The following is an 11,869-nucleotide window of genomic DNA, read 5'->3' on the forward strand; positions in this document are numbered from 1 at the left end:
TGATGCTCAGGCGAGCAAGGCCCGAGCGCTCAGAGTGGCGCGGCGGCCCGACCAGCGAGGAGGATGATCCCGTGACCGACGCCGAGCACGCCCGCCTCCTCGTCGAGGTGAGCCGCGACTACTACCTCGACAACCGTTCCAAGGTGGACATCGCCTCCGCCCGCGGGATCTCCCGCTTCCAGGTGGCCCGGCTGCTCGCCGAGGCGCGCGAGAGCGGCGTCGTGCGGATCGAGATCTCCCCGCCCGCCCACCTGGACACCGGCCGCGCCCGACGCCTGGCGGAGCGGCTCGGCGCACGCGAGGTCGTGATCGCCGGCGCGGCCGGCACCCCCGCCGCGACGCGGGAGTCGGTCGCCCGCGCGCTCGCCGGCGTCGTCTCCGCGCACGTGCGCGAGGGCGCCACCCTCGGCGTCTCCTGGTCGCGCACCATCGAGATCGCGGTGCGCCACCTCGCCCCTCTGCCCGCGTGCGACGTCGTCCAGCTGGTCGGCGCCCTGCCGGTGGACGGGTCGGGCGACTCGCTCGACATGATCCAGGGCTTCCGCCGGATGCCGGGCGTGCGCACCTGGCCGGTCTGGTCACCCTTGCTCGTGGCCGACCCCGGCACCGCCGCCGGCATGCGGCGGCAGCCGGAGATCGCCGCCGCCCTCGACCGCGCCGACGACCTCGACCTCGCCGTCGTCGCGATCGGCGCGTGGACGGCCACCGGGTCCACCGTGTTCCCCCGGGTCACGGGCGACGAGCGGCGCGCCGCCACCGCCGCGGGCACCGTCGCCGAGTGCTCCGGACGGCTCTTCGACGCCGAGGGCCGCCGCGTCGTCACGCCGCTCGACGCCCGCGTCGTGGGCGTGACCTTCGACCAGCTGGTGCGCACCCCCGAGGTCGTCACCGCCGGCTACGGGCGCGAGGCCGCGCCGGGCCTGCGCGCCGCCGTCGCGGGCGGCATCGCCACGACCGTCGTGTGCGACGACGCCGCCGCGGGCGCGCTCGAGGAGCTGCTGGACGCCGCGACCACGTGACGCCCGATTGCGGGCATCCGCGGACGCATCGAGCCTGGTGGTGACCCTGGCGGAACCCGCCGCCGCGCCCGAGGAGGTCCCGTGACCGACACGCACGAGCCCCGCACCGAGCCGGCTCCCGACGACCCGCGCAAGCCCGAGTCTCCGCCGGACCTCAAGAAGCCGTCGTGGAAGCTGGCCTTCAAGAGCACCGTGCGGGAGTTCTCCGACGACGACTGCACCGACCTCGCGGCCGGCCTGACGTACTACGCGGTGATGGCGTCCGCGCCCGCCCTGCTGGCGCTCGTGTCGCTGCTCGGCTTCGTCGGCGACGCCGAGGCGGCGATCGACTCGATCATGTCGACGGTGGAGGGCTTCCTCCCCGAGGAGACGCTGACCATCGTCGAGCCCTTGGTCACCAATGCCGTCGGGTCCACGGGTGCGGGCCTGGCCCTGGTCGTCGGCCTCGTCATCGCCCTGTGGTCCGCGTCGGGGTACGTCAACGCGTTCGGCCGGGCCATGAACCGGGTGTACGAGGTCGAGGAGGGGCGCCCGGTCTGGAAGCTGCGCCCGATGATGCTGCTCGTCACCCTGGTGGTGGTCGTGCTCGCGGCCGTCGTCGTCGCGAGCCTCGTGCTGTCCGGGCCGGTGGCACGGGCGGTCGGCGAGGCGATCGGCCTGGGCGACGTCGCCCTGACCGTGTGGAGCATCGCCAAGTGGCCCGTCGCGCTGTTCCTCGTGGTGGTCGTCGTCGCGCTGCTGTACCACCTGACGCCCAACGTGAAGCAGCCCAAGTTCCGCTGGATCAGCATCGGGGCCCTGCTCGCGATCGTGGTGTGGGTCATCGCCTCCGCGGCGTTCGGCTTCTACGTGGCGGAGTTCGGCAGCTACGGCTCCACGTACGGCACGCTCGGCACCGTCATCGTGTTCCTGCTGTGGCTGTGGATCACCAACCTGGCGCTGCTGTTCGGCGCGGAGCTGGACGCCGAGCTCGAGCGCAGCCGGCAGCTGCAGGGCGGCATCGCCGCGGAGGAGAACATCCAGCTCCCGCCGCGCGACACCAAGGCCAGCGACAAGAAGGCCGGCAAGCGGCGCGACGCCGTCGCCGAGGCCCGCAAGATCCGGGAGGCCGCGGCCCGCGACGACGCGTGACGGCTTATCCGGCGACCAGCGACTCCACCGTCGCCCGGGCGCCGAGCGTGTGCAGCGAGTCCAGCGCGGCGGTGTAGGCCTCGACGAACCGCGGCTCGGACGCCAGGTCGCCGAACAGCTCCTCGTCGCGGACGAACACCAGCGGGTCCTCCCGGTTCCGCGCCGCCGCGGCCTTCAGGCGGTCCGCGAGGCGGTCGACGATCGCGATGGGCTCGCCCTGCTCGTCCACGGCCTCGTCGTACCGCGCCCAGGCCGCGACGACGGCGGCCGAGCGGTGCACCTCGCCGCCGGCGGCGAGGTTCGCCCGGATCACGGGGACCAGCCACTTGGGGATGCGGTCCGACGACTCGGCGCACAGCCGGGCGAGGGTGTCGCGCACGTGCGGGTTGGCGAACCGCTCGATCAGCGTGGCCTGGTACTCCTCGAGGTCCACCCCCGGCACGGGCAGCAGCGTCGGGGCGCCCTCGCGGGCCATGTAGTCGCGCAGGAAGCGCACGAACGTCTCGTCCGCGCAGACCTCGTGGGCGTACCGGTACCCGGCGAGGTAGCCGAGGTAGCACAGGGCCTGGTGGCTGGCGTTGAGCAGGCGCAGCTTCATCAGCTCGTACGGCTCGACGTCGTCGACGAGCTGCGCGCCCACCTTCTCGTACGGCGGGCGCCCGTCGGCGAACCGGTCCTCGACCACCCACTGTGTGAACGGCTCCGCCACCACCGGCCACGCGTCGTCGACGCCGAACCGCTCGGCCACCATGGCGCGGTCGTCGTCCGTGGTGACGGGCGTGATGCGGTCGACCATCGAGTTGGGGAACGGGACGTGCTCCTCGATCCACGCCGCGAGCTCCGGGTCCTTGAGCCGGGCGAACGCGGTGAACATCCGGTGCGCGACGTCGCCGTTGCCCTGGATGTTGTCGCAGCTCTGCACGGTGAACGGCGGCACGCCCCGGTCGCGACGGCGGCGCAGCGCCTCCGTGACCAGGCCGAACGTCGTGGCGGGCACGGCGCCGGGCTCCAGGTCGGCACGCACGGCCGGGTCCTCGGCGTCGAACTCCCCCGTGACCGGGTTGACGTTGTAGCCGCCCTCCGTGACGGTCAGCGACACGATCCGGATCTCCGGCGACGCCATCCTCTCCAGCACCGCCTCCGGGTCGTCCGGGGCCAGCAGGAACTCCACGATCGAGCCGATCACGCGGCCCTCGAGCGTGCCGTCGGGGTGCTTGAGCACCAGCGTGTACAGCCCGTCCTGCGCGGTGAGCGCGTCGCGCATGCGGGCGTCGTGCGGCAGCACGCCGACGCCGCAGATCGCCCAGTCGAGCGCCTCGCCGGCGTTCATCAGCCGGTCCAGGTACATCGCCTGGTGCGCCCGGTGGAACCCGCCGACGCCCAGGTGCACGATGCCGGCGCGCAGCCGGGTGCGGTCGTAGGAGGGCACGGCGAGCGGCAGGTCGCCGCCCGCCAGCGACGACACGGTCTCTGCGCTGAGTGCGGTCATGGTGGGTCCTTGCTCCGTCGGGTGCGAGAGCCACCAACGTAGCAAACGAGCAGGCATCGCGGCACAGATGAGCACCGGTGTCGAGGGAGGGTGAGACCGCGTCGCAGACCTGGTCCTTGCCCGTGACACGGAGGCTCTACGGTGTGCCCATGAATCAGCCCGTCGTGACCCCGGTCACTCCCCGCCCGGGTGCTGACGAGCGCCTGTCGCGCCTGATCCAGCTGCCCACGGTCTCCGCCGAGCTCGAGACCCGTGGCCTCGGCCCCTTCCAGGAGCTCGTCGCCCTGCTCCCCGAGCTGTACCCGCTCGTGCACGAGCGGCTCGAGCTCGAGCGCCACGGTGACCTCGGGCTCGTGTACCGGTGGCGGGGCCGGACCGAGGCCCCCGACGGTCCCCTGGTCCTCATGGCGCACTTCGACGTCGTCCCCGTCGACGAGTCCGACGCCTGGACCTACCCGCCCTTCGAGGGCCGGGTGGAGGACGGCTGGGTCTACGGCCGCGGGGCCCTCGACGACAAGGGACCGCTGGTCGTCGTGCTCGAGGCCGTCGAGAACCTGCTGGCCGCCGGCTTCACCCCGGCCCGCGACGTCTACCTCTCCTTCGGCGGCAACGAGGAGTCGCACGGCGCCGCCGCCGCCGCGATCGCCGCCACGTTCCGCGAGCGCGGCGTCGTGCCCTGGATGGTGGTGGACGAGGGCGGCGCCGTCGTCGACTCCCCTCTCCCGTTCGTGCCCGGCAGGGCCGCCATGGTCGGCGTCGGCGAGAAGGGCGTCATGAACGTGCGGCTCAAGGCCCGCGGCGACGGCGGCCACGCGTCCATGCCGCCGACCACCACGGCGGTGCGCCGGGTCGCGCGCGCCGTGGACCGGATCGGCCCCCGCACGTTCCCCGCCCGCACCCCGCGCGCCATCTCCCAGATGCTGCGCATCTTCGCCGGCCGCGCCGAGGGGCCCGCCAGGGCCGCCCTGACCACCATGGCCGGCGTCCCCGCGGCGACGGCCCAGGCCTTCGTCGCCCGTGGCGGCGAGACGGCGGCGCTCGTGCGCACCACCGTCGCACCCACGATGCTCGCGGGCGGCACCGCGGCGAACGTCCTGCCGTCGCAGGCGTCGGCCACCGTCAACCTGCGCATCGCCCTCGGCGAGACCGTCGCCTCGACCGTCGAACGCCTGCGACGGCGCATCCGCGACCCCCTCGTCGAGATCGAGGTCATCGAGTCCAGCGAGCCGTCGCCCGAGTCGCCCACCGACGACGACCGCTTCGCCCTGCTGGCCGAAGCCGTCGGCGTCTCCCACCCGGACGCGCTCACCGTGCCGTACGTCGTCATGGCCGCGACGGACTCCCGGTACTTCCACGAGTTCTCGCCGGCCGTCTACCGCTTCGCCCCGCTCGCGATGTCCACCGCGCAGCGCAAGTCCATCCACGGCGTCGACGAGCGGGTCGAGGTCGGCGAGCTCGCGCGCGGCGAGCTGTTCCACCGCACCCTGCTGGAGCGTCTGCCGTGACCAGCCTGCGCCGTGCGCCCCGGGCCGTGAGCGCGGCCGGCGGGACGATGGCGGCCGTCGTCGGCTTCCTCGCCTTCGTCGAGCTCACCAGCGGCGTCATCCAGGGCTACTACACGCCCATGCTCACCGACATCGCCCGCCACCTCGGCGTGCACGACGCCGACGTGAACTGGCTCGAGGGCACGCAGCTCATGGTGTCCGCTCTCGTCGTCCCCGTGCTGGCCAAGCTCGGCGACATGGTCGGCCACCGGCGCATGCTCCTCGTGTCGTCGGGGGTCACGGCCGTCGCGACGCTCGCGCTGCCGTTCATGCCGTCGTTCGGGCTGTTCCTCGCCGCCTGGGCGGTCCAGGGCTTCTACTCGGCGTGGCTGCCGCTCGAGATCGCCCTGGTGTGGAGCCGCTCGCGCGGGCTCCCGAACAGCGCGGCGCTCACGGCGCAGGCCGCCGGGATCCTGGTCGCCGCGCTCGAGGTCGGCGCCATCACGGGCGCCCTCGCCGGGGGTGCGCTCGTCGACGCGCTCCCGCTCCAGGTGGTGCTGCTCGTCCCCGGCGTCCTCGTGGCGGCGTGCTTCGTCGTCGTCTGGTTCGGCGTCGCCGAGACCCCCCGGCCCGCGGGCGGGCGTCTCGACCTGCGCGGCCTCGTGCTGCTGTCCCTCGCGCTGCTCGCCTTCACCGGCGGGCTGAGCATGCTCCGGCTGAACGGCGTCGGGTCCACGCTCGCGTGGGCGATGGTCGCCCTCGGGCTCCTGCTCCTGTGGCCGTTCGCCCGCTGGGAGCTGCGCCACCCCGACCCCCTCGTCGACGTGCGGATGTTCCGCTCCCCCGCGCTCGGCCCGGTGTTCCTCACGGCGGGGCTGTTCGGGGTGTCCGTGCTCGGCGCCCAGGCGCCGCTGTCGACGTTCGCCCGCACCGACCCGGCGCTGCACGGCTACGGCCTCGGCACCACGGGCTTCCAGACGTCGTTGCTCATCGGCGTCTACCTGGTCGCGATGATCGTCGGCGCGCTCACCTTCCCCCGCGTGGCACGCCTCGTGACGCCGCGCATCACGCTGGTCGGGGCCGCCACGTGCGTGGGGATCGGGTTCCTGCTGTTCGTGCCGCTCCACGCCACGTACCTGCAGGTCGTGGTGAACATGGTGGTCGTCGGCATCGGGTCCGGCGCCCTCGTGGCGGCGCTCCCGTCGGCCGCCGCCGCGGCGGCCCCGCCCCAGCAGACGGGCGTCGCGACGGGACTCACCAACTCGGTGAAGACGCTCGGCGGGGCGGTGGCGTCGTGCGTCTTCGGGATCGCGCTGCTCGGTGCCGCGGGGGCCGGCACGGCCGGGGCCGCGGAGAGCACGGCCGGCTCGTTCGCCGGCTACGTCACCGTGTGGGTGGTGTGCGGCGGGACGGCCCTGGTCGCGGCGGCGCTCCTGGTCGTCGTGCCGAAGCAGGCGTTCACCGACCGGCCGGTGACGACGCACGTCTGACGGGCTCGGCGGGCGCGCGGGAGTCGACCATCCGCGCGCCCGTCAGCACGCAGGCGAGGCCGCGCCGGTCGCCGGTCGCGACGACGCCGACCAGGGCCGCGAGCGCCACCACGTTCTGCAGCGCCCCCGCCCACGCGTTCGACGCGTCGCCGGGCGGCACCGCCTCCACGATCCCCAGCACCCCGTACAGACCGAGCAGGAGGTACCCGCGGGCGAGACGGCGCGCGAGCGAGCCACGTCGTAGGACGCCCGCGCCGTCTCGCCAGCGCGGCTCCAGCCACACCGCCCGCTGCCCCAGCGACGCGCCCGAGCGGACCCACGGCGGCAGGAGGAACACGACGACGGCCGGCACCACCGTGCCCAGCAGCACGTCCGGCCAGGTCGTCGCCGACGGGACGTCGTGGCCCGACGCCAGCACGGCCACCCGGTAGGCGAGCTGCAGCGCCGCCCCCAGCACGAACGCGGCGAGCAGGTCGGTGACCATCCCCAGGAAGCGGCGCCAGAACGTCACCGGCCGCGGCTCCAGACGCGCGGCGGCGAGCTCGCGCGCCTGCGGCATCCAGCGCAGCACCACCGGCGCGACGAGCGCGCCGAGGAGACCGCCGAGGGTGTTGGTGAGGACGTCGTCGACGTCGGCCACGCGGTAGGAGCACGGGACGAGCCCGAGGATGCCCGTGTACTGCACGGTCTCGATCGCGACCGACGCGACGAGCGCGCTCAGGGTGGACGCGGCCACGCCCCATCCGAGGTACCTCCGCGCCAGCACGCCCCAGGGCACGAAGAGCAGCACGTTGAACGCCACCTGGAGGACGGCGGCGCTGCGCAGCGTGGCGAGGGTGCCGAGGCCGGCGGTGTCCCGGCGGATGTCGTCCAGCGAGTGCAGCGGCACCAGCTCCGCGCCGGACACCCCGTGCGCGGCGCACCACGCGGTCAGGTCCCCCGAGGGCAGGGGCAGCAGCGTGTACGCGAGCAGCGTCACGACGTACACCGCGAGCGCCGCGGCGCCGAGCACCCTCCGCGCGTCGAGCCGCCCGTACCGCCGCTGCTGCACCAGCAGCACGGGGATCAGCACCCCGAGGAAGGCCAGCACCCCGAAGCCGACGCCCACCACGGCCGGCCATGTCCATCGATCGATCACGCCGCCGACGGTATGCGGCTATGGCTGGGTCAGCGCGCTCAGGTCGCCGATCGTGCCGTCGAACACGTTCATGTCGATGTGATCCTCCTCGCCGACGTAGCCGGGGAGCGTGTCGCGGTCGGAGTACTGCCAGAACTCCCAGTCGCGGCGCGGCAGGTCAGGGGTGGAGGCGACCGACCGGATCCACAGCGGGTACCGGTCGTAGTCGTCGCCCAGGTAGTCCGCCCGGATCTGCTGGGTCGTGTAGAGGATCGGCGGCACGCCGTAGTGCTCCTCGAGCGCGTCGAGCATCGGGTCGAGGATGCCCCGCAGCTCGTCGACGGTCGGCGGGTCGGCGGCGAACTCGCCGTAGTGCTCGACGTCGACGACGGGCGGCAGGGTGCCGCTCTCGGCGGGCACCACGTCGATCAGGTGTGCCGCCTGGTCCGCCCCGGGGCTCTCGAAGCTGAGGAAGTGGTAGGCGCCGACCAGCAGGTCGGTGGACCGGGCGCCCTCCCAGTTGGCCGCGAACCGCTCGTCCACGTGGGCGGAGCCCTCCGTGGCCTTGACGAACGCGAAGTCCAGGTCCTGCGCCGCCAGCACGGGCCAGTCGATCGTGCCCTGGTAGGCGGACACGTCGACGCCGCGCACGGCGTACCGGTCGGCGGCCAGGCGGTTGGGCCAGAGCACCCCGTTCCACACCAGCAGCGCCAGCACGCCCAGCAGCACGACGACGGACCCGGCGACCACCGCCAGCGCACGCCGACGCCGGCCTCGTCCTGCCCGCTCGCCGCTCATCCCGCCGATGATCCCCGATCGCCCCCGCTCCGGGCCACCACCGCCGCGACCGGACGGCGCGCGCCCGGGCGCCGCCCGCGGAATGATTCCCTCAACCGAGGTGAGGAGTCACGCGTGACCGGCGCCACCGACGAGGCAGCGACCCCCTCGACCGCCTCTCCGACGCTGCGGCTGCTCCGCACGGCGAGGCATGTCCCGTTCACGCTCGGGGTCGTCGCGCTGATGCTCGTGCTCGGCGTCGTCACCGGCGCGCTGTGGTCCCCGTTCGAGGACCACCCGTGGTTCGACGACGTCGCGTTCGGCGCCCCGGCGTTCGCCGACGGACGGTGGTGGACGCCCGCCACGGGCTCGCTCTTCGCCCTCGAGCCGTGGGAGTACGTGTCCGTCGCCGGGGTCTTCCTCCTGCTCGTCGGCTGGACGGAGCTCCGGCTCGGGACCCGGCGCGCGGTGGTCACGGCGGTGACCTGCCAGCTCGTCGGCGTCGTCGGGACCGCCGGCGGCCTCGCCCTCCTGGCCCGGACGGGCTGGGGCTGGGCGGAGCACCTGGCCCGGGTGCTCGACGTCGGCTTCAGCGCGGGGGTCGTCGGGGCGGTGACCGTGACGGCGCTGAGCATGGCGCCACCGTGGCGGTTCCGGGCGAGCGCCCTGATCGCGATCTACGTCCTGGCCGCGCTCGTGATCTGGGGCGGCATCGCGGACGTCGAGCACGTCGTCGGGTGGATCGCCGGCCTCGTCGTCGCCCGTCCCGTGCTGGGCGCGAGGCTGGGACGCCGCACGCGCGCCGGGCGTCTGCAGCGCGACCGGGCGACGGCCGCGGGGTACTTCGCGATCTCGGCCCTGCTCGTGGTGCTCACGAGCTTCGCCGCCGGTCCCCGCGAGGGGCCGCTGGGCGAGGTCGGCAGCGGCAGCTGGCCGACGGGTGTCCTCGCCGTCGCGGTCGACCTGGTCCTCGCCGTCGGCCTCCTGCGGGGCAGGCGCTCCTGGTGGTGGCTGGCCGTGGTGCTCACGCTGCTCGGGGTGGTCGGCGAGGCGCTCTTCGCGCTGGCCGCGTCCCTCGTGCTGCCGGACGAGCTGCCGCTCGTGCTCCTCATGCTCCTGCTCGACCTCGGTGCGCTGGCCCTGCTGGTCGTCCGGCGGTCGTCGTTCCGCGCTCGCCGCCACGCGAGGCCGTCGACCGGGGCCCGGCTGGACCAGGACGACGCGCGCGCGACGCTCCGCCGGCTCGGGGCGGGGCAGCGGCTGGCCTGGATGACGACCTGGGACGGCCTCGAACGATGGGCGCCCGAGGGCCAGGACGGGTACGTCGCCTACCAGGCGCACGCCGGCGTCGTCGTCGTCCTCACGGACCCGGTCGGCGACGGACCGGACGGCCGCGCGGAGCTGGTGGACGCCTTCGTCGGGGCGGCGTCGACGGCGGGCTCCGGGTCGTGCTTCTTCTCCGCGAGCGAGGAGGTCGCGTCGATCGGGCGGGCGCGCGGCTGGACCCTCGTGCCGGTGGCGCAGGAGGCCGTGATCGACCTGCCGGGGCTGGAGTTCCGGGGCAAGAAGTGGCAGGACGTGCGCACGGCGCTCAACCAGGCCGCGAAGCAGGGCATGGAGCACCGGCTGGTGCGGCTGGTCGACGAACCGCCCGAGACGCTCGCACAGGTGCGGGCGATCTCCGAGGCGTGGCTCGGCGACAGCGACCTGCCGGAGATGGCCTTCACGCTGGGCGGGGTCCGCGAGGCCCTCGACCCGGAGGTACGCGTGGGCCTCGCGGTGGACGGCGACGGGCGGGTGCACGGGGTGACGAGCTGGCTCCCCGTGCACGCCCCGGACGGGCAGGTCGTCGGGTGGACCCTCGACGTCATGCGGCGCGCGCCGGACTCGTTCCGCTACACGATGGAGCTGCTCATCGCGTCCGCCCTCACGACGTTCCGGGACGAGGGCGCCCTGGAGGCCTCGCTGTCCGGCAGCCCGCTCGCCCGCGGCGAGCACCCCTCTCCCGGGGGTCTCGACGCCGTCCTCGACCGCCTCGCGGAGCGGCTCGAGCCCCTGTACGGCTTCGAGTCGCTGCACCGCTTCAAGATGAAGTTCCAGCCGCGGGACGCGCCGCTCTACCTCGTGGTGACCGAGCCCGCGACCCTCCCTCTGGTAGGGCTCGCCCTCGTCAGGTGCTACCTGCCCGACGTGCACGCGCGCGAGCTGGTCGCGGCCGCCCGGTCGTCCCGCCGCTGACGCCGCGACACCCCGCGTCGCCCGGCCGTCGGGAACACCAGGCGCCGCTTGCGCGTTATGTCACAAGATTCACCCGCACCATGAGGAGCACTCTTGCGACGCATCCCCCGAAAGGTCGAGGTCGAGCACGAGCCGGGGAAGTTCACCCGGTACCTCCGGCACGACAACGGCGAAGGCTTCGTCTCGCCGCACGCGGGCGTCCACCCCGACGCCACCATCAGGCCCGGCGCGTACGTCGAGGCCGGCGCCCGTGTGGGCGCGCACGCCAAGGTCGGCCGGTTCAGCTGGGTCGACGTCGACGCCGTCGTCGGGCGCGGAGCCCGCGTGGACGAGAACGTGCACGTCGGCGTCCGCGGCGTCGTCGGCGACGACGCCCGGGTCGGTTCCGGCTCCCGCCTCGGCACCGACAGCCGCGTGCCGTCCGGCGTCGTCGTGCCGCCCGACGCGATCGTGCCCGACGGCGAGACGGCCCACGGCGAACGCCGCCGGAAGGACTTCGGCACGGCCGCCTGACCCCGCGCACGGCATCACTCACGACACCCCGACGTCCCGCCGACCGGCCTCACCCGGCCCCGGCGGGACGTTGCTATGGTGGCCGGTTCATCGACCCACCTGGAGGCGAGTGGAGGTGAACTCCCGTGACCAAGAACTCGAAGAAGCAGCCGGCGCTCACCCTCAAGGAGAAGCGCGCGCAGAAGCGCGAGAGAACTGCCGAGACCACCGTCAAGGCGCGTAAGCGATAGACCGTTCGCGAACGGGCCGGCCGTCCAGGGACGGCCGGCCCGTTCGCGCTCCCGGCGGCGGCACCCGCGCGGGATGCCGCCCGGGCAGGGTCAGGGGGTCGTCTGCTTGCGGCCGCCCATCCCAGCGACGATCGAGACACCGATCGCGGCCAGCACGATCTGGAAGATCAGCTCGATCCAGTCGATGCCACCGGTGTCGCTGACGTCGATCAGGCTCGCGATCCACGTGCCCAGCAGTGCGGCGACGATCCCGATGATGATCGTCACGAGGATCGAGATGTTCTGCTTGCCCCGGACGACCAGGCGCCCGAGGGCCCCGATGATCGCGCCGATGATGATCGCGGTGATGATTCCCGTGGCGGTCACGGTGCTGCTCCCCTC

Annotated in this window: 10 protein-coding genes; 6 read left to right on the forward strand and 4 right to left on the reverse strand. The window is 73.9% G+C overall.

Annotated elements, in window-relative coordinates:
- Nucleotides 1-71 precede the first annotated feature (71 nt).
- Both ACFQ8E_RS03760 and ACFQ8E_RS03765 read left to right on the forward strand, forming a co-directional pair.
- Nucleotides 72-1,019, forward strand: coding sequence for a sugar-binding transcriptional regulator (locus ACFQ8E_RS03760; protein ID WP_430549241.1), 948 nt, complete (start codon nt 72-74; stop codon nt 1,017-1,019).
- Between the two features lie 81 nt (nt 1,020-1,100).
- Nucleotides 1,101-2,150, forward strand: coding sequence for a YihY/virulence factor BrkB family protein (locus ACFQ8E_RS03765; protein WP_430549242.1), 1,050 nt, complete (start codon nt 1,101-1,103; stop codon nt 2,148-2,150).
- A gap of 4 nt (nt 2,151-2,154) precedes the next feature.
- Here the strand turns inward: ACFQ8E_RS03765 and ACFQ8E_RS03770 are convergent, their stop codons facing one another.
- A complete protein-coding gene (locus ACFQ8E_RS03770; RefSeq protein ID WP_430549243.1) occupies nt 2,155-3,639 on the reverse strand; it encodes a mannitol dehydrogenase family protein in 1,485 nt (494 codons plus the stop codon).
- A gap of 149 nt (nt 3,640-3,788) precedes the next feature.
- Between ACFQ8E_RS03770 and ACFQ8E_RS03775 the strand changes: the two genes are divergently transcribed.
- Both ACFQ8E_RS03775 and ACFQ8E_RS03780 read left to right on the forward strand, forming a co-directional pair.
- Nucleotides 3,789-5,144 (forward strand): M20/M25/M40 family metallo-hydrolase, encoded by a 1,356-nt coding sequence (locus ACFQ8E_RS03775; protein ID WP_430549244.1) that lies wholly within the window; start codon nt 3,789-3,791, stop codon nt 5,142-5,144.
- A gap of 47 nt (nt 5,145-5,191) precedes the next feature.
- On the forward strand, nt 5,192-6,613 hold the full coding sequence (locus ACFQ8E_RS03780; RefSeq protein ID WP_430549497.1) for an MFS transporter: 1,422 nt from the start codon (nt 5,192-5,194) through the stop codon (nt 6,611-6,613).
- On the opposite strand, the gene ACFQ8E_RS03785 is transcribed toward ACFQ8E_RS03780, so the two are convergent.
- Complete coding sequence (locus ACFQ8E_RS03785) at nt 6,582-7,751, reverse strand: VanZ family protein (RefSeq protein ID WP_430549245.1); 1,170 nt, start codon at nt 7,749-7,751, stop codon at nt 6,582-6,584. The genes ACFQ8E_RS03780 and ACFQ8E_RS03785 overlap by 32 nt on opposite strands.
- 18 nt (nt 7,752-7,769) lie before the next feature.
- On the reverse strand, nt 7,770-8,528 hold the full coding sequence (locus tag ACFQ8E_RS03790; RefSeq protein ID WP_430549246.1) for a GH25 family lysozyme: 759 nt from the start codon (nt 8,526-8,528) through the stop codon (nt 7,770-7,772).
- Between the two features lie 114 nt (nt 8,529-8,642).
- On the opposite strand from ACFQ8E_RS03790, the gene ACFQ8E_RS03795 reads away from it, so the two are divergent.
- Nucleotides 8,643-10,745, forward strand: a complete 2,103-nt coding sequence (locus ACFQ8E_RS03795) for a bifunctional lysylphosphatidylglycerol flippase/synthetase MprF (protein ID WP_430549247.1) — start codon at nt 8,643-8,645, stop codon at nt 10,743-10,745.
- A 93-nt stretch (nt 10,746-10,838) separates the two neighbouring features.
- The gene (locus ACFQ8E_RS03800; RefSeq protein WP_430549248.1) at nt 10,839-11,258 is read left to right on the forward strand and encodes a transferase; all 420 of its coding nucleotides are present in this window, start codon (nt 10,839-10,841) and stop codon (nt 11,256-11,258) included.
- A 320-nt stretch (nt 11,259-11,578) separates the two neighbouring features.
- Here the strand turns inward: ACFQ8E_RS03800 and ACFQ8E_RS03805 are convergent, their stop codons facing one another.
- A complete protein-coding gene (locus ACFQ8E_RS03805; protein ID WP_430549249.1) occupies nt 11,579-11,854 on the reverse strand; it encodes a GlsB/YeaQ/YmgE family stress response membrane protein in 276 nt (91 codons plus the stop codon).
- Nucleotides 11,855-11,869 lie beyond the last annotated feature (15 nt).

This window comes from Isoptericola sp. NPDC056573 (assembly GCF_042793335.1).
Classification (GTDB): domain Bacteria; phylum Actinomycetota; class Actinomycetes; order Actinomycetales; family Cellulomonadaceae; genus Isoptericola.

Bases quoted from the DNA above. Each gene is read 5' to 3' on its own strand.
- ACFQ8E_RS03770 (WP_430549243.1), bottom strand. From the start codon at position 3,639: ATGACCGCACTCAGCGCAGAGACCGTGTCGTCGCTGGCGGGCGGCGAC.
- ACFQ8E_RS03775 (WP_430549244.1), top strand. From the start codon at position 3,789: ATGAATCAGCCCGTCGTGACCCCGGTCACTCCCCGCCCGGGTGCTGAC.
- ACFQ8E_RS03780 (WP_430549497.1), top strand. From the start codon at position 5,192: ATGGCGGCCGTCGTCGGCTTCCTCGCCTTCGTCGAGCTCACCAGCGGC.
- ACFQ8E_RS03790 (WP_430549246.1), bottom strand. From the start codon at position 8,528: ATGAGCGGCGAGCGGGCAGGACGAGGCCGGCGTCGGCGTGCGCTGGCG.